This window comes from Kitasatospora sp. NPDC001540 (assembly GCF_042894345.1).
GTDB classification, from domain to species: Bacteria; Actinomycetota; Actinomycetes; order Streptomycetales; family Streptomycetaceae; genus Kitasatospora; species Kitasatospora phosalacinea_C.
Window position 1 is genome coordinate 20,902 of record NZ_JBIAVO010000004.1, and the last position, 20,125, is coordinate 41,026.

The following is a 20,125-nucleotide window of genomic DNA, read 5'->3' on the forward strand; positions in this document are numbered from 1 at the left end:
CCTCCAAGCGTAACGGTGGCGGGCTGCGCCCCGGCGGTCAGCCGTGCACCAGGACGGGCGGCTCGGCGTCGGCGGGCGCGGCCGGGCGGCCGGGGCGGGGCAGGGCGAGGGTCAGCAGGAAGGCGGCGGCCAGCAGGGCGGCGCCGGTGCCGAAGGCGAGGTGGAAGCCGCCGGTGCCGCGCCCGGCGGCCAGGGCGGTGAGGACGGCGACGCCGAGCGCGGCGCCGACCTGCTGGGTGGTGTTGAGCAGGCCGGAGAGCAGCCCGGCGTCCTCGGGTCGGGCGTCGGCCATGCCGAGGGCGGTGAGGGCGGTGGCGGCGAGGCCGAACCCGGCGGCGCTGAGCGTGGTGGGCAGCACGTCGGCGGCGTAGTTCAGGTGTCCGGCCGGGAGTCGGGTGAGCAGGGCGATGCCGACGGTGAGCAGGGCCAGGCCCAGCAGCAGGGTGCGGCGTTCGCCGAGCCGGGCGATGGCGCGGGCGGCCAGCAGCAGGGAGACGGCGGCGATGGTGAGGGCGGCGGGCAGCATGGCCAGGCCGGTGGCCAGGGCGCTGTAGTGCTGGACCTGCTGGAGGTACAGGGCGAGCAGGACCTGGAAGCCGAACAGGGCCGCCAGCATGAGCAGTTGGATCAGGTTGGCGAGCGCGGTGGTGCGCCGGGCGAGGATCCGCAGCGGGAGCAGCGGGGTGGCGGTGCGGGCCTGTCGGCGCAGGAAGGCGGCGAGCAGGACGAGGGCGGCGGCGCCGGTGGCCAGGGTGCGGGCGGAGGTCCAGCCGGCCGGGCCGCCCTCGACGATGGTGTAGACGCCGAGCATCAGGCCGGTGGTGACCAGGACGGCGCCGGGGGCGTCGGCGCCCGCCCCGAGGCCGGGGCCGCGGTCGGCGGCGAGCAGGCGGCGCCCGGCGAGCAGGGCGGCGGCGCCGATCGGCAGGTTGATGAAGAAGATCCAGTGCCAGCCGAGGCCCTGGGTGAGGACGCCGCCGAGCACCTGGCCGAGCGAGGCGCCCGCGGCGCCGGTGAAGCCGACGGCGCCGAAGGCCTTGGCCCGGTCGGCGGGGTCGGGGAAGAGCGCGACGACCATGCCGAGGCCGACGGCGGAGGCCATCGCCCCGCCCGCGCCCTGCAGGAAGCGGGCGGCGATCAGCGTCCCGGCGTTCACGGCGAGGCCGCACAGCACGGAGGCGGCGGTGAAGGCGGCGATCCCGGCGAGGTAGATCCGGCGGCGGCCGAGCAGGTCGCCGAGCCGCCCGGCGAGCAGCAGCAGTCCGCCGAAGGCGACCACGTAGGCGTCCACCACCCAGGCCAGCCCGGCCGTGCCGGTGTGCAGGTCGGCCTGGATGGCGGGCAGCGCGACGGTGGTGATGGACCCGTCGAGGATCACCATCAGCATTCCGGCGCACACCACCGCGAGGGCCAGCCAGCGGGCGCGTGACGGGTTCTCGGACACGGTTCTCTCCCTCCCCGGGGATGCGCGGGCGCGCTCTCCCGATAAGAGAGACCGTAGCAGATAGTTTTATAGTAGACGATTTAAAAGCGGACGGTCAGCTCTGCCGGGCCCGCCGCGGCCTGCGCACCACGCCGCCCTCCCCGACCATCGGGAACTCCTTCGCCTGCTGCAGCCGGTCCAGCGCGTCCACGAACACCTGCCGCTCCCCCGCCGACAGCTCGCCCAGCGCCTCCCCGTGCACCCGGTCGACGATCACCTCGCCGCGCCGCACCAGCTCCGCCCCCGCGGGGGTCACCCGGATCACCTTCACCCGCCGGTCGGTCGCGGACGGGTGGCGCTCGGCCAGGCCGTCGCGCTCCAGCTCGTCGGCGGTGACCACCATGGTGGTCTTGTCCAGGCCGGCGATCGCGGCCAGCTGCGACTGGGTGCGCTCGGCCTCCATCGCGTGCACCAGCACGCAGTGCTTGCGCGGGGAGCTGTCGATCTCGGCCAGGGCCAGCGACAGCCGGGTGTTCATCGCGTGCGCGGCCTGGACCAGCATCCCGGTGAGGTCGCGGACGGTGCGCTCGGGGAGGGGTGCGTTCATGCCCCCAGAATACGTCCGGAAGCAGAAGGTTCCGTACGGAACGTCACGCCGCCGCACGGAACGTCGTGCCCGCCGTGGGGCCCCGGCCTCAGCGGGCGGCCCGCACCAGCCCGGCCCGCCGGGCCCGCTCCACCGCGCCGGGCAGCGCCGCGGCCAGCGCCGCCACGTCGGCGGCGGTGGAGGTGTGGCCGAGCGAGAAGCGCAGCGAGGCCCGGGCCAGCTCCGGGTCGACGCCCATCGCCAGCAGCACGTGGCTGGGCTGCGGGACGCCGGCCGAGCAGGCCGAGCCGGTGGAGCACTCGACGCCCGCCGCGTCCAGCAGCATCAGCAGCGCGTCGCCCTCGCAGCCGGGGAAGGAGAAGTGCGCGTTGGCGGGCAGCCGCCCGTCCGCGCCCGGGTCGCCGTTGAGCACCGCGTCCGGCGCGGCCGAGCGGACCACGGCCAGCAGCTCGTCGCGCAGCGCGCCGACCGCGCCCGCGTACCCGGGCTGCCGCTCGACGGCCAGCGCGGCGGCCACCGCGAACCCGGCCGCGCCCGGCGCGTCCAGCGTGCCGGAGCGCACGTCGCGCTCCTGGCCGCCGCCGTGCAGCAGCGGGACGGGCTTGGCGGAGCGGGCCAGCAGCAGCGCGCCGACCCCGTACGGGCCGCCGACCTTGTGGCCGGTGACGGTCAGCGCGGTCAGCCCGGAGTCGGCGAAGGAGACCGGCACCTGGCCCAGCGCCTGCACCGCGTCGGAGTGCATCGGCACGTCGAACTCGGCGGCGACGGAAGCGAGTTCGCGGATCGGCTGGACGGTGCCGACCTCGTTGTTGGCCCACATCACGGTGACCAGCGCGACCGTCTCCGGGCCGCGCTCGATCGCCGCGCGCAGCGCCTCGGGGTGCACCCGGCCCAGCCCGTCCACCGGCAGGTACTCGACCTCGGCGCCCTCGTGCTCGGCCAGCCAGTGCACCGCGTCCAGCACCGCGTGGTGCTCGACCGGGCTGCACAGCACCCGGCGGCGGGCCGGGTCGGCGTCCCGCCGGGACCAGTACAGGCCCTTGACCGCCAGGTTGTCGGACTCGGTGCCGCCGCCGGTGAGCACGATCTCGCTGGGCCGGGCGCCCAGCGCCTCGCCGAGCGACTCCCGGGACTCCTCGACCACCCGGCGGGCCCGCCGACCGGCGGCGTGCAGGGAGGAGGCGTTGCCGACGGTCCCGAACTGCGCCGTCATCGCGGCGATCGACTCGGGCAGCATCGGCGTGGTGGCGGCGTGGTCGAGGTATGCCATAGCGGGACCCAGTGTAGGCGGCCGAAGAGTCACGATTTGGCCATTGCACCCTCTGCAACGCGCCGTTAGCCTTCCGGCCACGCCGATGTGAGAGGGAGGGGACGTGTCCCAGACGGTCGACCGCGCGCTGACCATCCTGGCGTCGCTCGGCGAGGGTCCGGCGTCGCTGGAGCAGGCCGCCGCGAAGATCGGCGTGCACAAGTCCACCGCGCTGCGGCTGCTGCGCACCCTGCAGGAGCACGGCTTCGTCCACCGGCAGTCCGACCAGCGCTACCGGCTCGGCGGCCGGCTGTTCGCGCTCGCCCACCAGGCGCTGGAGGGCATCGACATCCGGCAGGTCGCCGCCCCGTACCTGGCGGTGCTGAACGAGCGCTACGGGCACACCGTGCACCTGTCCGTGCTGGAGGAGGACGAGGTGCTGTACCTCGACAAGGTCGAGGCCAAGTACCCGGACCACGGCCGCAGCTGGCTCGGCGAGGCCAGCCGGATCGGCAGGCGCGCCCCCGCGGTGGCCACCGCGGCGGGCAAGGTGCTGCTGGCCGACCTGCCCGCGGAGAAGCTGACCACGTTCCTCGCCGAGGCCGACTTCCCGGCCCGCACCCCGCAGTCGATCCGCGACCCGGAGGAGTTCCGGGCCGAGCTGGCCGAGGTGCGCCGCCGCGGCTGGGCGGTGGACCAGGCCGAGTACCAGGAGTCGGTGAACTGCATCGCCGCCCCGATCGCGGGCACCGAGGGCACCGCCATCGCCGCCTGCTCGATCTCCGCCCCGGTCCGGGTCGCCTCGGTGACCGAGCTGAGCAAGCTGCTGCCGGAGCTGCTCTGCACGGTCGAGGCGATCTCGCTGGCGTACGGCGGCTCCCCTACTCCTCGCTGGTGCGAGAACCGTTGCGGTGCCAAGCACGAGGTGCGCGCCAGCCGTACCTGAGCGCCAGCATCCGCATGGTGAACGCGACCACGGCGGCCAGCGAGGCGTTCAGCGGGGTCAGCCGCCCGGTGCCGATCAGGACCGCCACCACGGCCGAGCCGACCAGCGCCGGGACGGCGTAGATCTCGCGGTCCCAGCGCAGCAGCGAGGGAGGCTCCATCGCCAGCAGGTCGCGGATCACGCCGCCGCCCGCCGCGGTCAGCATGCCGCAGGCCACCGAGGCGATCGCGCCCAGCCCGTAGGTGTGCGCCTTGATGGTGCCGGTGACGCAGAACAGGCCCAGGCCCGCCGCGTCCAGCACCATCACCGCCCGGGTGATCCGCTCCACCTCGGGGTGCAGGAAGAACACCACCACCCCGGCGACCAGCGGGGTGGGGAAGTACCCGAAGCTGGTGAACGCGGCCACCGGCAGCGCCCCGATCACCAGGTCCCGGAGGATGCCGCCGCCCAGCGCGGTGGCCTCGGCCAGTACGCAGATGCCGAAGATGTCCATGTTCTTGCGGACGGCCATCAGGCCGCCGGACAGCGCGAACACGAAGATGCCGACCAGGTCGAGGACCTGTTGGACGGTGTGCGGGAAGATCTCGGAGGTCACCTGGTCAGTCTGCACGCCGGCTCACGCCCCCCATGCCCCCGGCCGCCGGGCGGTCAGGCGAACTGCTCGTGCGGCGCGGGCCCGCCCAGCGCGTTCAGCCGGGTCGGCATCCTCAGCGTGGTCATCCGCCGCCAGCCGCCCGCCCGCTCGTACGCGTACACCGCGTGGATGCCCGCCGCCAGCGCCGCCGACTTCGCCCTCGGCCAGCGCAGCAGCTCCCCCAGGTGCGCCATCACGGCCAGGCTGACGTCCCGGTAGGTGCGGATCTCCGCCCGGGCGGTGGCCTGCAGGGTGTCCAGGATCGCCCGCCCGTGCCCGTGGTACGCGAGCCGCAGCAGCTCCTCGTGGCAGAACGCGAGGTGGTTGTCCTCGTCGTTGGAGATCATCCGCACCGCCCGCCCCAGCTCCGGGTGGTCGCCGAAGATCCGCTTCAGCATCAGCATCTGCTCGGAGGCCCGCTGCTCGGTGACCCGGCTGTGCGCCAGGTACGTGATCACGTCCTGCTCGGTCAGCGGCTCGTCGCGGCGCAGCCGGGCGTGCGCCAGGCCGATGCCCTGCCGCTCCAGGATCATCGTGTAGTCGGTGTCGTCCGGGACGTCCCGCTCGGTCAGGCCGCGCTTGTGCATCAGCGCCTTGAAGATCCGGCCGTGCTTGTCCTCGTCGGCGCCGTGCCGGGCCACCTTCGGCGCCAGCACCGGGTCGGGCACCAGCCGGGCGATCCGGCCGTTCTCCCAGCCGCCCTGGTCCTCGCCCTTCGCGGCGATCGAGCAGAACAGCCGGAACGCCTGGTCGTCGTCGTGGATCTCCTGGAACAGACTGCGGGCCGACAGCATGGTGACCTACCCTCGCGCGGGAGCTGGGACATTCCGCTCCAGTCAAGGCACCGCCCCGACCCCCGGCAACAGCTCGGGCCGCGGGCTGCGCCGGACGAAGGACGGCCCGGCCCGCGGCGGCCGGACAGGGGGCCTAGCCGACCAGTCGGCGCCGCCAGTCCAGGTCGACGACCTCGACGGCCCGCGACGGGTCGCCGTCCCAGCTGACCGTGAGGCCGACGGCGCGCAGCGCCGCCGCCACCTCGTGGCCGACGGCGGCGGTGGTCTCCGGGGAGCCGTCGAAGCCGCCGTAGTACAGCGACAGGCCGTGGCCGAGGACGGCGTGCTCGGTGCACTGGAAGTGGAAGTAGACGAAGCCGCGGGCCTGCGGGTCCTCCGCGCCGATCTCGCCGTTGCCGCAGCTGCGGCAGCAGGTGAAGTTCTCCCGGGCGGTGATCCCGGTCGCCTGCAGCGCGGCGAACGCCCGGGCCAGCCGCTCCGGGTCGGTCTCGCCGACCCAGGTGCGCTGCTCGGCGACCCGCTCCAGCCACATCCGGTCGACCAGCTGCTTGGCCTGCTCCGCGCTGACCGGCCGGTTCCCGTCCCGGACGAGGTGCTCCTCGGCGGTCTCGGCCAGTTGCGCCAACGTCGCGTACCCGCCCGCCAGTTGCAGTCGCAGCGTCTCCAGCAGGCTCTCCTCGTCCTCCGCCGGGAGCTCCAGCGGCGCGGGCTCCGGATCCGGTCCGAAGTCGAGCCGCTCCCACTCCTCCCCCGCCGCCCAGTCCGCGTCCTGCCGGGCCCACCCGGTCAGCAGCTCGGCGACCCGCTCCAGCTCGGCCACCCGCGTCGCGAAGTGCCGCGACTGCGCGCCGTCCCGGTGCTCGACCGTCCAGGCGCCGTCCTCCGGACAGGCCTGCGCGTAGGTGTCCGGCAGGTCCGGCACCCGTTGGAGCACCAGGAAGGCGTCCGGCCACCGCCCCATGTCCCGCACCAGGTCACGGAGTTCGTCCTCCGAGACCCGGACCCCGACCCGACCGGACCTGTCCTGCACCGCGATCTCCAGCATGCCCCCACCCTGCCATCGGCCACTGTCACTCCCGCACGAACGACGAGGTCCGTCCGGCGGGGGGAACCCCCTCGCCGGACGGACCTCGTGGACGGAGGACTACTCGCCCGCGTTCTCCGGGAAGTGGCACGCCACCTGGTGCCCGGCCTCGGTGGTGGCGAGCGGCGGCTCCTGGCTCGCGCACACGTCCTGCGCCTTCCAGCAGCGGGTGCGGAAGCGGCAGCCGGACGGCGGGTTGAGCGGGGAGGGGACGTCGCCGGTGAGCAGGATGCGCTCGCGGCGCTCCTTGCGGCGCGGGTCGGGCACCGGCACCGCGGACATCAGCGCGTTGGTGTAGGGGTGCATCGGCCGGGAGTAGAGCGCGTCCCGGTCGGCGATCTCGACCACCTTGCCGAGGTACATGACGGCGACCCGGTCGGAGACGTGCCGGACGACCGAGAGGTCGTGCGCGATGATCAGGTAGGTGAGGCCGAGCTCCTTCTGGAGGTCGTCCAGCAGGTTGACCACCTGGGCCTGGATGGAGACGTCCAGCGCGGAGACCGGTTCGTCGGCCACGATCATCTTGGGGCGCAGGGCCAGCGCGCGGGCGATGCCGATGCGCTGGCGCTGGCCGCCGGAGAACTCGTGCGGGTAGCGGTTGTAGTGCTCGGGGCTGAGGCCGCAGAGCTCCAGCAGGTCCTGGACGGCCCGCTTGACGCCGTGCTCGGTGGCGACCTTCTGGAGGCGGAAGGGCGCGCCGACGATGGTGCCGATGGTGTGCCGGGGGTTCAGCGAGGAGTACGGGTCCTGGAAGATCATCTGGATGTCGCGCCGGTACGGCCGCATCGCCGCGACGCCCAGGTGGGTGATGTCGGTGCCCTCGAACTCGATCGTCCCGCCGGTGGGTTCGTCGAGCCGGGTGACCAGCCGCCCCATGGTGGACTTGCCGCAGCCGGACTCGCCGACCACGCCGAGGGTCTCGCCGGCCCGGACCTCGAAGTCGATGCCGTCGACCGCCCGCACCGCGCCGACCTGGCGCTTCAGCAGCCCCTTGGTGACCGGGAAGTGCCGGGTCAGTCCGGCGACCTTCAACAGGGGTCCGCGGTCGGGCCCGGGCGCCTGGGCGGGCACCTTCGCGAGCTGCGGCACCGCCGCCTGACTGTCCGTCATCGCTGCTCTCCAAATGGGTGGTACGTGCTCACAGCCGGGGCGCGATCTCTTCGGTGAAGATCCGGTGGCGTTCGGCGATCGGCAGGTGGCAGGCGGCGTGGTGCCGGGGCGCGGCCTCGGCGAGCGCGGGCACCTCGCTGGTGGAGCGGCCGCCGGTGAGCTCGGCGTACGGGCAGCGCGGGTGGAACGCGCAGCCGGACGGCACGTTGATCAGGCTCGGCGGGGTGCCCTTGACCGGGATCAGCCGGTCCTGGAGCTCCCGGTCGAGGCGGGGCATCGAGCCGAGCAGGCCCCAGGTGTAGGGGTGCTCGGGGGATTCGAAGATGGTGGCGGCGGGGCCGCGCTCGACGGGCTTGCCGCCGTACATGACCAGGATGTCGTCGGCGAGCTCGGCGACCACGCCCAGGTCGTGGGTGATGATGATGACCGCCGAGCCGAACTCCTTCTGCAGGTCGCGGATCAGGTCGAGGATCTGCGCCTGGACGGTGACGTCGAGGGCGGTGGTCGGCTCGTCGGCGATCAACAGCGAGGGGTCGTTGACCAGCGCCATCGCGATCATGGCGCGCTGGCGCATGCCGCCGGAGAACTCGTGCGGGTAGTTGTCGACCCGCTTGTCGGGCTGCGGGATGCCGACCCGGTCGAGCATCTCGACCGCGCGCTTGCGGGCCTCCTTCTTGGAGGCGCCGGGGTGGTGGGCCCGGTAGCCCTCGACGATCTGGGCGCCGACCGTGTAGTAGGGGTGCATCGCGGTCAGCGGGTCCTGGAAGATCATCGCCATCTTCTGGCCGCGGAGCTTGCGCACCCGGTCGGGGCTGGCGGCGACCAGGTCCTCGCCGTCCAGCCAGATCTCGCCGGAGATCCGCGGGGCACCGCGCTTGGTGCCGGTGCGGTGCAGGCCCATGATCGACAGCGAGGTGACGGACTTCCCGGAGCCGGACTCGCCGACGATGCCGAGGGTCCTGCCGCGCTCCAGGTCGAAGCTCAGCCCGTTGACGGACTTGACCAGTCCGTCGTCGGTGGGGAAGTGCACCTTCAGGTCGCGAACAGACAGGAAGCTCTTGTCTCCCAGGCTGGGCTTGTCGGTGTTGCTCATGTCAGCCTCACCCGGGGGTCGACGACGGCGTACAGCAGGTCAACCACGAGGTTGGCCATGACGATGAAGAACGCGGCGAACAGGGTCACGCCCATGATCACCGGGAGGTCGCTGGACTGGATCGAGGTGACCGCCTCGTAGCCGAGCCCGCGCAGGTTGAAGGTCTTCTCGGTGAGCACGGCGCCGCCGAGCAGACCGCCGAGGTCCATGCCGAAGATGGTCAGGATCGGGGTCAGCGTGGAGCGCATGGCGTGCTTGCCGATGACCACCGGCTCCTTGAGGCCCTTGGCGCGCGCGGTGCGGATGTAGTCCTCGCCGAGGACGTCCAGCAGGGTGGCCCTGCTCAGTCGGGCGTACGTGGCGGCGAACAGGAACGCCAGGGTCACCCAGGGCAGCACCAGCCCCTGGAACCAGGAGACCGGATCGTCGGTGAAGTCGGTGTAGTTGTTGGGGAACCAACCGAGCTGGTGGACGAAGAGGGCGAGCGCGACCAGGCCGGTGAAGTACATCGGCAGCGAGACGCCGGCCAGCGCGACGGTCATGGTGATCCGGTCCAGCGCGGTGCCGCGGCGCAGCGCGGAGACCACGCCGGTGGCGGTGCCGAACAGCAGCCAGAGCACGGAGGCCCCGACCGCGAGCGAGAAGTCGACGCCGACCCGGTTGAGCAGGAGCGGCCAGACCTCCCGCTCGGTCTTGAACGAGTAGCCCAGGCAGGGGGCCGCGCAGTGGGTCATGTCGGTGCCTGCGTTGTAGTCGCGGCCGACGAACACGCCCTTCAGGAAGAGCCAGAACTGTTCGATGATCGACTTGTCGAGACCCATCTTGTGGCGGATGCCCTCGACGGCCACCTTGTCCGCGATCTTGCCCACGTAGAGCATCGCGGGGTCGGTCCCGGTGAGTTTCGGCACCATGAAGAAGATGCCGAAGGTCACCGCGGCGACCACCAACAGCATGAAGACGACGTTGACCAGTCGCCTGAAGAGATACACGAGCACTGCGGTCGGCCCTGCCGCGGGCCGGCCGGGTCCCCCGGTGGGGGGCGTCCCGGCCGGCCCGGGCAGGGCCTTCACCTGCCCTTCGGACTAGCGGTGAGAACTAAGGGGCGGGCCAGGTCACTTGCCGTCGGAGACGCCGAGCGCCTGGAAGTCCACCTCGCCGAAGGCGTCGGAGATGTAGACGTTGGTCAGGCGCGGGTTGCGCCAGTTGAGGGCCTTGTCGGCGACCATCGGCAGGTAGTAGGCGCCGTCGACGACCTTGTGGTTGATCTTCTTGTAGAGCTCGGCGGCCTTGGCCGGGTCGGTCGCCTGGGCGGCCTCGTCGAACCAGCCGTTGATCTCCGGGTCGTTGATCTCGGCGTAGTTGTTGTTGCCGTTCTGGGTGATGAAGCGGCCGTCGACCAGCGGCTGCAGGTAGCCGGAGCCGGTCGGGTAGTCGGCGCCCCAGCCCATCACGATCAGGCCGTAGCCCTTGGACTTGACCACGTCGGGCGCGCCGATGACCGAGGAGATCAGCTTGCCGTCGTACTGGTCGACGGTGACGTCGATGTTGACCGCCTTGAGCGCGGTCTGCAGGGCCACCGCGGAGTTGACCTCCTTCGGCTTGTTGCCGCGCACCGCGATGGTGGTCTTGAAGCCGTCCGGCTTGCCGCAGGCCTTCAGCTCCTCCTTGGCCTTGTCCAGGTTCGGCTTGCCCTTGGTCAGGCCGAACGGGTCGTAGTCGTCGGAACCGAGGATGTTCGGGGGCAGCATCGAGCCGTACAGCGAACCGGCCACCGAGCCGCCGCGGGCGGTCTGCAGGGCGGTGGTGTCGGCCGCGTACAGCACCGCGTTGCGGCAGTGCTGGTTGTCGAACGGGGCGACCGACGGGGCCATCGTGACGTACCGGATGAAGCCGTTGTACGGGTCGTCGGTGTTGGCCTTGAGCGCCGGGTCCTGCAGCACCTTGACCTGGGCGGCCTGCGACAGGCCGGTCTGGGCCCAGTCGAGGTCGGCGGTGTTCCCCAGCAGGCGGGCGTCCATGTCGTCGGCGTTGGTGGTGACGGTCAGCTTGACGACGTCCGGCAGCGCCTTGCGGAACGGGTCGGAGGCCGGGTCCCAGTTCTCGTTGCGGACCAGCTCGTAGCCCTTGCCCGGCTCGACCGACTTGAACTTGTACGGGCCGGAGGAGACCGGCTTGTCGCCGTACTTGGAGCCGGTGTCCAGCTTCTGCGGGACGGGGGCGGCGGAGCCCATGGCCAGCAGGAACGGGAAGTCCGAGTTCGGCTTGGCCAGGTGGAAGACGATCGTGGTGTCGTCCGGGGTCTCCACCGTCTTGAGGCCGAGCTTGTTCGGGTCGGAGTCGGTGTAGGGGCCCTTGTAGCCCTGGCCCTGGTCCAGCTCGTTGATCAGGTAGGTCGGGCCGCCGGAGACGACGTCCTGCGCGAAGATGCGCTCGATGCCGTACTTGATGTCCTTCGAGGTGATGACCGAGCCGTCCTCGAACTTCAGGCCGGGCTTCAGCTTGAAGGTGTAGGTCTTGGCGTCGGCGGAGATCTCCGGCTGGGCGGAGGCCAGGTCGGGGACGAGCTTCAGGCCGTCCTTGCCGGGCTTGCCGTCGAAGGCGAGCAGGGTGCGGGTGTAGAAGCGCTCGTAGTTCCACACCGAGGCGTAGTACGCGCGACCGGGGTCGAGCGAGTCCACGTCGGTGGTGGTCCACATCTCCAGGGTCCCGCCCTTCTTGGTGGACGGGTTCACCACCTTGTCGGCCGCCGCGTTGAAGCCCGCCGCCGCACCGGCCTTGCCCGAGGCGTTGTCGCCCCCGCCGTTGCTGCCGCCGCCCTTGCTGCCGCCGCAGGCGGCCGTGGTGAGGGCGAGGGTGGCCACCAGAGCGGCGGCCGCGAGCGTCCTGTTTCGCTTCATGGGTTGGGGAACCTCCAGAGTTGCGGGCTCAGTTGCCCTTGGGGTCGAGAGCGTCACGCAGGCCGTCACCGAAGAGGTTGAAGGCGAGCACGGTGATGAAGATGGCGAGACCGGGGATCACCATGTACGTGGGATCCGCCTGGTAGATCCCGACCGCGTCCGAGAGCATCTGCCCCCAGGACGGGGTGGGCGGCCGGACGCCGGCCCCGAGGAAGCTGAGCGCCGCCTCGTTCAGGATGTTGGTGGGGATGATCAGGGTCGCGTAGACCAGGATCGGCGCCGTCAGGTTCGGCAGCAGCTCGCGGAACAGGATGTGCGCGCGCCCCGCGCCGAGGCTGCGGGCGGCGTCCACGAACTCGCGCTCGCGCAGCGACATGGCCTGGCCGCGGACGATGCGCCCGATGTACGGCCAGCCGAAGAAGCCGATCACGGTCACCAGGACCGCCACCCGCACGCCGGTGTCGCCCAGGCCGAACAGCTTGTTGGGCATCACCGAGACCAGCGCGATGCTGAACAGCAGCTGCGGGAAGGCCAGCAGGACGTCCATGACCCGGCTGATGACCGAGTCCACCCAGCCGCCGAAGTACCCGGCCATGATGCCCATCACGACGCCGATGCAGACCGACAGCGCGGCGGCCAGGAAGGCCACCAGCAGCGAGATCTGCGCGCCGTAGACGATCCGGGAGAACACGTCGCGGCCGAAGGTCGGGTCGACGCCGAGCAGGAAGTCGCCGCTGATGCCGCCGAACGCCCCCTTGGGCAGGCCCAGGTCGGGGTTGATCTGGTCCGGGTGCGGCTCGTCGACCGGGTGTCCGAACAGCGCGGTCAGCACCGGGGCGAAGACCGCCGCCAGGATCAGCAGCACCACGACGGCGCCGCCGACCAGCGCGACCTTGTCGCGCTTGAGCCGGCTCCAGGCGATGCGGCCCGGCGAGCGGCCCTCGATCTTCTTGGGCGGCTCGGGAGTTGACGCGCCGTCAGGCTGCGCCCCGGACGCCGGACCCGAGGTCTCGGTGGGTGTGGTCATGAGTCAGTTCGTTCCCCTCGCCGACGGTGGCCGGCCCACGGAGTCGCGTGCGGTGCGGAGGTGCAGAGCGGTTCGGTGGTGCCGGGTGCCGGTGCGGCGGTGCAGAAGTGCGTTGAGCAAGCAGGGCGTTGCTGGTGGTGCCGGGTTTCCTCCGGACGGCCCTCCGGTCAGGGGGGCGCCCGGGACGGCGACGATCCCGGGCGGGACGCCTCCGACGTGCACGGTGCGGACGCACGAGATGAGCATCGTGCGGTTCATGCGGTGGCCGGGGCGCGTTCACCTTCGTGAGGATCGACTCGCACCCCGCATTGCGCAGCACTCTCTGTCATGGGAAGTGCCCGGCGGAAGACCCTCATGCCGAAGGATGCCCAACTGTGATCTGTCGGCATGCACTTCCGTTGCGCACGCATATCGCTCTTCACACGGCTGTTACATGTCCGTCAAGGGGTACGCTGACGACACCCCGCCACTGGCGGGAAAACGCCAGTTGGCGCCGGGGGTTGCGCGCGTAGATCACGGGGTGGCAAGAGCTGGCAAAAAACCCCCGCCGACCCTGGGGAAAGGGCGGGACGGGGGTTTTTCGGCAGTGCGTCAGGGTAGGTTCAACGGCCCGGGTAGCCCGGCCAGGGGGCCTGCGGCCAGCCCTGGGCGGGCCCGGCGGGCGGTTGCGCTGCGTAACCGAAGCCGGTCGGGTGGGCCTGCGGGGGGCCCTGCCGGTCGAAGAACGGGCGGGCGTTGGCCCACATCCACATCGCCACCGGGTCGTACTCGTCCGCCATCATCACGGTGGACACCCCGGGCCCGTCGGGCGCCTGCGCGGCGGCCCGCTGCACCAGCGCCCGGGCCGCCTCCACCGACGGCGGGGAGGCGTCGTACAGGTCGAGCCCGATCGCCAGGTACGCCTCGCCCAGCGCCGGCTGCACCCAGGCCCGCCGCAGCGAGCGCAGCGGGCGCACCTCGCCCGCCTGCTGCTCCAGCACGGCGAAGAACGGGGAGGCCTGCACGGCGGGTTCGGAGATCCGCAGCGGGCCGGCCGGCAGCCGGTCCAGGCCGAGCGCGATCCGCCGCAGGTCGGCCCAGGGCACGCCGACGCCGCCACCGGGGCGGTGCGGGTCCAGCCACAGGCCCCAGCGCGAGCGGTAGAGCGCGGCGGCGATCTCCGGGCCGGAGACCACCTCGTGGGCCCGCGTCCAGCCGCTGGCCGCCAACTGGGCCGGGGAGGTGGCGCAGGGCGCGTAGCCGTGCCCGCCGACGTCCATGTTCCCGTACTGGGCGTCCGGGCTGCCGGGGCTGCCGTGCCACAGCAGCATCCAGACCTGCCCGCCGGCCAGCGCGCGCAGCAGGCCCTCGTACGCCTCCCAGCGCTCCGGTGCGACCGCTGCGAGGGCGTGCTCGACCGCCCCCGGGTCGCCGGCTGCTCCCGTCACGTCGCCGCCCTACTCTCTCGTCCGCTCGCCACCGTGCTCCGGTGTGCCGGGGCAACCCTATGGGGCGCACCCGACGGCCGTCATGCCGCCGTACCGCGTGCGGCCGAGGAGCGGGCCCGAGCGGCCGTCACGGACGCACGTAGAAGGGCTGTACCCGCCCCAGCAGCCAGTCCACCACCGGATCGGCGACCAGGTCGAGCAGCACCAGGTGGACGCCCCAGGCGGGCGGCGCGGTTCCCAGCGCCCGGCCCAGCGCGGTGTTCACCTCGACCGGGTCGGCGGGGGCCACCGGGTCGAGCTGGACGCCGACGTACAGCAGGGTCGGCTCGCCCTCCACCCGGGCCAGCGCCCGACGGGCCGTCAACACCCCCGGCAGCGCGACGAGTTCGCTGGTCGCGGCGGCCAGGAAGGCGAACGGCTCCTGGTGCGGCTCGGGCTCCTTGAGCGCCACCCGGGCGCCCTCGGTGACGCCCCGCGCCTCCCACTCCTCGCCGCGCGGCCCGCGCCGCAGCTCGCCGACGCCCTCCGGCGGCACCGGGATGCCCACCGGCGCCTCCGGGTTGACCGCGATGCCGATGCCCAGCGGCAGCCCGCGGGCGAACTCCCACATCGGGGCGATCGCGAACGGGATGCCCGGGCAGTGCTGCAGGTACTGCTCCTGCGAGGAGTACACCGGCACGTACGGCGCCCCGGCCAGCTCCAGCGTCGGCAGGTCGAGCGCCTCGGCGTCCGGGGTGGTGCCGGAGGGCAGCGGGATCCACACCTGGCTGCGGGCCAGCACCTCGATCACCCGGGGCGTCGCGCCCGGATCGCCGAGCGCGGCGGTCAGCACCCGCTCCAGCTCGTTGACCGGCCAGGCCCCGCCCTCCGGAACCCCGCCCAGCGGGAACCCCATGTCGCCCCTCCACGTCCGCAGTTGCGATCAGGTTAGCGGCGCGCGGGGGCGTCCCGGTGCGCCGACGGCCGGACCCCTCTCCCACGAGTGGGCCCCGGCGTGCCATGATGGGCCCGCCCAAACTTCATACCGGCCGCTCGAACCCGCGCGGGAGAGCCGGAACGGCCTGCTCAGGCCGCGACCGGCGCCGAAGGAGCAAGTCCTCCCCGGAATCTCTCAGGCACCCCTACCGCCCGGGCTAGGCAGATCTGGAAAGTGGACACGGCCGCGCCGTGCGCCCACCCACGGTGCAAGCCGCCATCCTGTTCAGGAGGCGGCGAAGCTCTCAGGTTCGACGACAGATGGGGGAGATTCGCCCCAGCCTGCCCGTTTCCAGATCCCGGGAGTCCCGTCGTGTCCCTCCGCCTGACCGCGCTCGACGCGCTGCACCGCTCGCTCGGCGCCACCATGACCGACTTCGCGGGCTGGGACATGCCGCTGCGCTACGGCAGCGAGCGCGAGGAGCACCTCGCCGTCCGCACCCGGGCCGGCCTGTTCGACCTCTCGCACATGGGCGAGATCACCGTCTCCGGCCCGCAGGCGGGCGAGTTGCTCGACCACGCGCTGGTCGGCTTCATCTCCGCGCTCGGCGTGCTGCGCGCCCGCTACACCATGATCTGCCGCGAGGACGGCGGCATCCTGGACGACCTGATCGTCTACCGCACCGCCGAGGACGAGTACCTGGTGGTCGCCAACGCCTCCAACGCCCAGGTCGTGCTGGACGCGCTGACCGAGCGCGCGGCGGGCTTCGACGCCACCGTCCGCGACGACCGCGACGCCTACGCGCTGCTCGCCGTCCAGGGCCCGGAGGCGAACGGCATCCTGGCCAAGCTGACCGACGCCGACCTGCCCGGCCTCAAGTACTACGCCCTGCTGCCCGCCACGGTGGCCGACCGCCGGGTCTGGCTGGCCCGCACCGGCTACACCGGCGAGGACGGCTTCGAGGTGTTCTGCGCCCCCGCCGACGCCGAGCACCTGTGGACGGCGCTGACCGGGGCGGGCACCGCCGAGGGCCTGGTCCCGTGCGGCCTGTCCTGCCGCGACACGCTGCGCCTGGAGGCGGGCATGCCGCTGTACGGGCACGAGCTGTCGACCGAGCTGACCCCGTTCGACGCGGGCCTGGGCCGGGTGGTGCGCTTCGACAAGACCACCAACGACGGCGCCTTCGTCGGCCGCAAGGCGCTGGAGGAGGCCGCGGCGCAGGCCGAGTCCAACCCGCCGCGCAAGCTGGTCGGCCTGGTCTCCGAGGGCAAGCGCGTCCCGCGCGCCGAGTACGCGGTGGTGGACGCCGAGGGCGCCGTGATCGGCCGGATCACCTCCGGCGCGCCGTCCCCGACGCTGGGCAGGCCGATCGCCATCGCGTACGTGGACGCCGTCCACGCCGAGCCCGGCACCGCCGTCGCGGTGGACGTGCGCGGCAAGGCCGAGCCGGTCGAGGTCGTCGCGCTGCCGTTCTACAAGCGCGCCCGCTGACCCCGCACCTCCCCCGAGCAGTCCTCCTCCGGTTCGTCCGCCCAGCGGACGGCCGCGCCCTCCCCTCCCGCGATCCTGGAGAATGACGCCATGAGCAACCCCACGCACCTGCAGTACACCAAGGAGCACGAGTGGCTGACCGCCGCCGTGGACGGGGTGTCGACGGTCGGCATCACCGCGCACGCGGCCGACGCCCTCGGCGACATCGTCTACGTCCAGCTCCCGGCGGTGGGCGACACCGTCACCGCGGGTGAGACCTGTGGCGAGCTTGAGTCCACCAAGTCGGTCAGCGACCTCTTCTCCCCCGCCACCGGCGAGGTCACCGAGGTCAACCAGGCCGTCATCGACGAGCCGGCCCTGGTCAACTCGGAGCCCTTCGAGGGCGGTTGGCTGTTCAAGGTCCGGGTCGAGGCGACCGACGAGCTGCTCGACGCCGACGGCTACACCGCCTTCACCGGCGCCTGACCGGGAGACCCCCCTGATGACGGTTCTCAACCAGTCCCTGCACGCGCTCGACCCGGAGATCGCCGCCGCGGTCGACGCCGAGCTGCACCGCCAGCAGACCACCCTGGAAATGATCGCCTCCGAGAACTTCGCCCCGGTGGCGGTCATGGAGGCCCAGGGCTCGGTGCTCACCAACAAGTACGCCGAGGGCTACCCCGGCCGCCGCTACTACGGCGGCTGCGAGCACGTCGACGTGGTCGAGCAGATCGCCATCGACCGGATCAAGGAGCTGTTCGGCGCCGAGCACGCCAACGTGCAGCCGCACTCCGGCGCGCAGGCGAACGCCGCGGCGATGTTCGCGCTGATCCAGCCGGGCGACACCATCCTGGGCCTGAACCTGGCCCACGGCGGTCACCTGACCCACGGCATGAAGATCAACTTCTCCGGCAAGCTCTACAACGTGGTCGCCTACCACGTGGACGAGAAGTCCGGCCAGGTCGACATGGCCGAGGTCGAGCGCCTCGCCAAGGAGCACCGGCCGAAGCTGATCATCGCGGGCTGGTCCGCCTACCCCCGCCAGCTGGACTTCGCCGAGTTCCGCCGGGTCGCGGACGAGGTCGGCGCCCTGCTGATGGTCGACATGGCGCACTTCGCCGGCCTGGTCGCCGCCGGTCTGCACCCCTCCCCGGTGCCGTACGCGGACGTGGTCACCACCACCACCCACAAGACCCTGGGCGGCCCGCGCGGCGGCGTCATCCTCTCCAAGGCCGAGCACGCCAAGAAGATCAACTCCGCGGTCTTCCCCGGCCAGCAGGGCGGCCCGCTGGAGCACGTGATCGCCGCCAAGGCCGTCGCGTTCAAGGTCGCGGCCTCCGAGGAGTTCAAGGAGCGCCAGCGCCGCACCCTGGAGGGCGCGAAGATCCTCGCCGAGCGCCTGCTCCAGGACGACGTGACCTCCTCCGGCGTCTCCGTGCTGTCCGGCGGCACCGACGTCCACCTGGTCCTGGTCGACCTGCGCAACAGCGAGCTCAACGGCCAGGACGCCGAGGACCGCCTGCACGAGGTCGGCATCACGGTCAACCGCAACGCCGTCCCGAACGACCCGCGTCCGCCGATGGTCACCTCAGGCCTGCGCATCGGCACCCCGGCGCTGGCCACCCGCGGCTTCGGCGCCGAGGACTTCCGCGAGGTCGCCGACGTCATCGCCGAGGCCCTCAAGCCCGGCTTCGACGAGGCGAAGGCCGAGGCCCTCAAGGCCCGGGTGAGCGCGCTCGCCGCCAAGCACCCGCTCTACCCCGAGCTGTAAGCAGCACCCCGCTCGTTCCGGCCGCCCGACCGGCGGCCCGCCCGAGCTTTCCCGGGGCACCGCGCACACTGGAAGACGTGCGCGCGGTGCCCCGTCCCATGCCGCGCCCCGTCCACGAGACGGGACCCAGCACCACCACGAGACCGGACAAGGACGTCACCCCGTGGCCATCAGCGTCTTCGACCTCTTCTCCATCGGCATCGGCCCCTCCTCCTCGCACACCGTCGGCCCGATGCGCGCCGCCCGGATGTTCGCCCGTCGGCTGGGCTCCGAGGGCCTGCTGGAGCGGGTCGCCACCGTCCGGGCCGAGCTGTACGGCTCCCTCGGCGCCACCGGCCACGGCCACGGCACCCCCAAGGCCGTCCTGCTCGGCCTGGAGGGCCACTCCCCCCGCACGGTCGACGTCGACCGCGCCGACCTCGACGTCGAACGCGTCCGCGCCGAGAAGCGGCTCAGCCTGCTCGGCCGCCACGAGATCCCCTTCGACCCCGACCACGACCTCGTCCTGCACCGCCGCAAGGCCCTCCCGTACCACGCCAACGGCATGGCCCTGTGGGCGTACGACGCCTCCGGCGAGGTGCTGCTGGAGAAGACCTACTACTCGGTCGGCGGCGGCTTCGTGGTCGACGAGGACGCCATCGGCGAGGCCCGGGTCAAGCCCGACGACACCGTCCTGCGCCACCCCTTCCGCACCGGCGAGGAACTGCTGCGCCTCACCCGGGAGACCGGCCTGTCCATCTCCGGCCTGATGCTGGAGAACGAGAAGGCCTGGCGCACCGAGGCCGAGATCCGGGCCGGACTGCTGGAGATCTGGGCCGTCATGAAGGAGTGCGTCGCCGCGGGCATGGCCCGCGAGGGCATCCTCCCCGGCGGCCTCAAGGTCCGCCGCCGCGCCGCCAGCGCCGCCCGCGCCCTGCGCGCCGAGGGCGTCGGCCCGGGCAACGCGATGGAGTGGGTCACCCTCTACGCGATGGCCGTCAACGAGGAGAACGCCTCCGGCCGCCGCGTCGTCACCGCCCCCACCAACGGCGCCGCGGGCATCATCCCCGCCGTCCTGCACTACTACCTGAACTTCATCCCCGGCGCGGACGAGGACGGCATCGTCCGCTTCCTGCTCGCCGCGGGCGCGATCGGCATGCTCTTCAAGGAGAACGCCTCCATCTCCGGCGCCGAGGTCGGCTGCCAGGGCGAGGTAGGCTCCGCCTGCTCGATGGCCGCGGGCGGCCTCGCCGAGGTCCTCGGCGGCAGCCCCGAACAGGTCGAGAACGCCGCCGAGATCGGCATCGAGCACAACCTCGGCCTCACCTGCGACCCGGTCGGCGGCCTGGTCCAGATCCCCTGCATCGAACGCAACGGCATGGCCTCCGTGAAGGCCGTCACCGCCGCCCGGATGGCCCTGCGCGGCGACGGGCGGCACCACGTGTCGCTCGACAAGGCGATCAAGACCATGAAGGAGACCGGTGCCGACATGAAGGTCAAGTACAAGGAGACCTCGCGCGGCGGCCTCGCCGTGAACGTCATCGAGTGCTGAGGCGCCTGCGGCGCACCCCCGGAAACGGTACGGGGCCCCTGTCCGCGGTTGTTCGCGGTCCGGGGCCCCTGTGCGTCATCCGGGGGCCAAGGGGGTGCGTGCCCACCGGATGGGGAGTGCCGGGTTGTGCTGCCCGACTTGCATGA

General features: G+C 72.4%; 18 protein-coding genes and 1 riboswitch. Of the genes, 5 read left to right on the top strand and 13 right to left on the bottom strand.

What is annotated here, in order from left to right; all coding sequences use genetic code 11:
* Positions 1 to 37: 37 nt before the first annotated feature.
* The 3 genes from ACFY00_RS06995 to ACFY00_RS07005 all read right to left on the bottom strand — a co-directional run bounded on the left by ACFY00_RS06995 (position 38) and on the right by ACFY00_RS07005 (position 3,300).
* Positions 38 to 1,444, bottom strand: coding sequence for an MFS transporter (locus ACFY00_RS06995; protein ID WP_388028067.1), 1,407 nt, complete (start codon positions 1,442 to 1,444; stop codon positions 38 to 40).
* A gap of 94 nt (positions 1,445 to 1,538) precedes the next feature.
* Positions 1,539 to 2,030: a MarR family winged helix-turn-helix transcriptional regulator gene (locus ACFY00_RS07000; protein WP_388028068.1), complete on the bottom strand. Its 492-nt coding sequence runs from the start codon at positions 2,028 to 2,030 to the stop codon at positions 1,539 to 1,541.
* Positions 2,031 to 2,118: 88 nt separating this feature from the next.
* Positions 2,119 to 3,300, bottom strand: coding sequence for a cysteine desulfurase family protein (locus ACFY00_RS07005; RefSeq protein ID WP_388028070.1), 1,182 nt, complete (start codon positions 3,298 to 3,300; stop codon positions 2,119 to 2,121).
* A 103-nt stretch (positions 3,301 to 3,403) separates the two neighbouring features.
* Between ACFY00_RS07005 and ACFY00_RS07010 the strand changes: the two genes are divergently transcribed.
* A complete protein-coding gene (locus ACFY00_RS07010) occupies positions 3,404 to 4,225 on the top strand; it encodes an IclR family transcriptional regulator (RefSeq protein ID WP_388028073.1) in 822 nt (273 codons plus the stop codon).
* Here ACFY00_RS07010 and ACFY00_RS07015 read toward each other — a convergent pair.
* The 10 genes from ACFY00_RS07015 to ACFY00_RS07060 all read right to left on the bottom strand — a co-directional run bounded on the left by ACFY00_RS07015 (position 4,161) and on the right by ACFY00_RS07060 (position 15,186).
* Complete coding sequence (locus ACFY00_RS07015; RefSeq protein ID WP_388028075.1) at positions 4,161 to 4,820, bottom strand: trimeric intracellular cation channel family protein; 660 nt, start codon at positions 4,818 to 4,820, stop codon at positions 4,161 to 4,163. The genes ACFY00_RS07010 and ACFY00_RS07015 overlap by 65 nt on opposite strands.
* A gap of 53 nt (positions 4,821 to 4,873) precedes the next feature.
* Positions 4,874 to 5,653, bottom strand: coding sequence for a ferritin-like domain-containing protein (locus ACFY00_RS07020; RefSeq protein WP_388028077.1), 780 nt, complete (start codon positions 5,651 to 5,653; stop codon positions 4,874 to 4,876).
* Positions 5,654 to 5,786: 133 nt separating this feature from the next.
* A complete protein-coding gene (locus tag ACFY00_RS07025) occupies positions 5,787 to 6,698 on the bottom strand; it encodes a DUF6891 domain-containing protein (RefSeq protein WP_388028079.1) in 912 nt (303 codons plus the stop codon).
* A gap of 99 nt (positions 6,699 to 6,797) precedes the next feature.
* Positions 6,798 to 7,847 carry an ABC transporter ATP-binding protein gene (locus ACFY00_RS07030; RefSeq protein WP_388028080.1) on the bottom strand — a complete coding sequence of 350 codons (1,050 nt, stop codon included), beginning with the start codon at positions 7,845 to 7,847 and terminating at the stop codon, positions 6,798 to 6,800.
* 28 nt (positions 7,848 to 7,875) lie between these two features.
* Positions 7,876 to 8,940: an ABC transporter ATP-binding protein gene (locus ACFY00_RS07035; protein ID WP_388028082.1), complete on the bottom strand. Its 1,065-nt coding sequence runs from the start codon at positions 8,938 to 8,940 to the stop codon at positions 7,876 to 7,878.
* Positions 8,937 to 9,935: an ABC transporter permease gene (locus tag ACFY00_RS07040; RefSeq protein ID WP_388028085.1), complete on the bottom strand. Its 999-nt coding sequence runs from the start codon at positions 9,933 to 9,935 to the stop codon at positions 8,937 to 8,939. Before ACFY00_RS07040 ends, ACFY00_RS07035 begins: the two co-directional genes overlap by 4 nt.
* Before the next feature lie 117 nt (positions 9,936 to 10,052).
* Positions 10,053 to 11,837 (bottom strand): ABC transporter substrate-binding protein, encoded by a 1,785-nt coding sequence (locus ACFY00_RS07045; RefSeq protein WP_388028088.1) that lies wholly within the window; start codon positions 11,835 to 11,837, stop codon positions 10,053 to 10,055.
* 28 nt (positions 11,838 to 11,865) lie between these two features.
* Positions 11,866 to 12,864, bottom strand: a complete 999-nt coding sequence (locus ACFY00_RS07050; RefSeq protein WP_388028091.1) for an ABC transporter permease — start codon at positions 12,862 to 12,864, stop codon at positions 11,866 to 11,868.
* A gap of 602 nt (positions 12,865 to 13,466) precedes the next feature.
* Positions 13,467 to 14,291, bottom strand: a complete 825-nt coding sequence (locus ACFY00_RS07055; protein WP_388028092.1) for an enhanced serine sensitivity protein SseB C-terminal domain-containing protein — start codon at positions 14,289 to 14,291, stop codon at positions 13,467 to 13,469.
* A 127-nt stretch (positions 14,292 to 14,418) separates the two neighbouring features.
* Positions 14,419 to 15,186 (bottom strand): enhanced serine sensitivity protein SseB, encoded by a 768-nt coding sequence (locus ACFY00_RS07060; protein ID WP_388028094.1) that lies wholly within the window; start codon positions 15,184 to 15,186, stop codon positions 14,419 to 14,421.
* A gap of 138 nt (positions 15,187 to 15,324) precedes the next feature.
* Positions 15,325 to 15,428, top strand: a riboswitch (glycine riboswitch).
* A 151-nt stretch (positions 15,429 to 15,579) separates the two neighbouring features.
* On the opposite strand from ACFY00_RS07060, the gene gcvT reads away from it, so the two are divergent.
* From gcvT to ACFY00_RS07080, 4 genes are all read left to right on the top strand, one after another.
* On the top strand, positions 15,580 to 16,698 hold the full coding sequence (gene gcvT, locus ACFY00_RS07065) for a glycine cleavage system aminomethyltransferase GcvT (protein ID WP_388028095.1): 1,119 nt from the start codon (positions 15,580 to 15,582) through the stop codon (positions 16,696 to 16,698).
* A gap of 90 nt (positions 16,699 to 16,788) precedes the next feature.
* The gene (gcvH, locus tag ACFY00_RS07070) at positions 16,789 to 17,163 is read left to right on the top strand and encodes a glycine cleavage system protein GcvH (protein ID WP_030919412.1); all 375 of its coding nucleotides are present in this window, start codon (positions 16,789 to 16,791) and stop codon (positions 17,161 to 17,163) included.
* Positions 17,164 to 17,179: 16 nt separating this feature from the next.
* Positions 17,180 to 18,448: a serine hydroxymethyltransferase gene (gene glyA, locus ACFY00_RS07075; protein ID WP_388028098.1), complete on the top strand. Its 1,269-nt coding sequence runs from the start codon at positions 17,180 to 17,182 to the stop codon at positions 18,446 to 18,448.
* A 163-nt stretch (positions 18,449 to 18,611) separates the two neighbouring features.
* Positions 18,612 to 19,979, top strand: coding sequence for an L-serine ammonia-lyase (locus ACFY00_RS07080; RefSeq protein WP_388028100.1), 1,368 nt, complete (start codon positions 18,612 to 18,614; stop codon positions 19,977 to 19,979).
* The last annotated feature ends 146 nt before the right edge of the window (positions 19,980 to 20,125 follow it).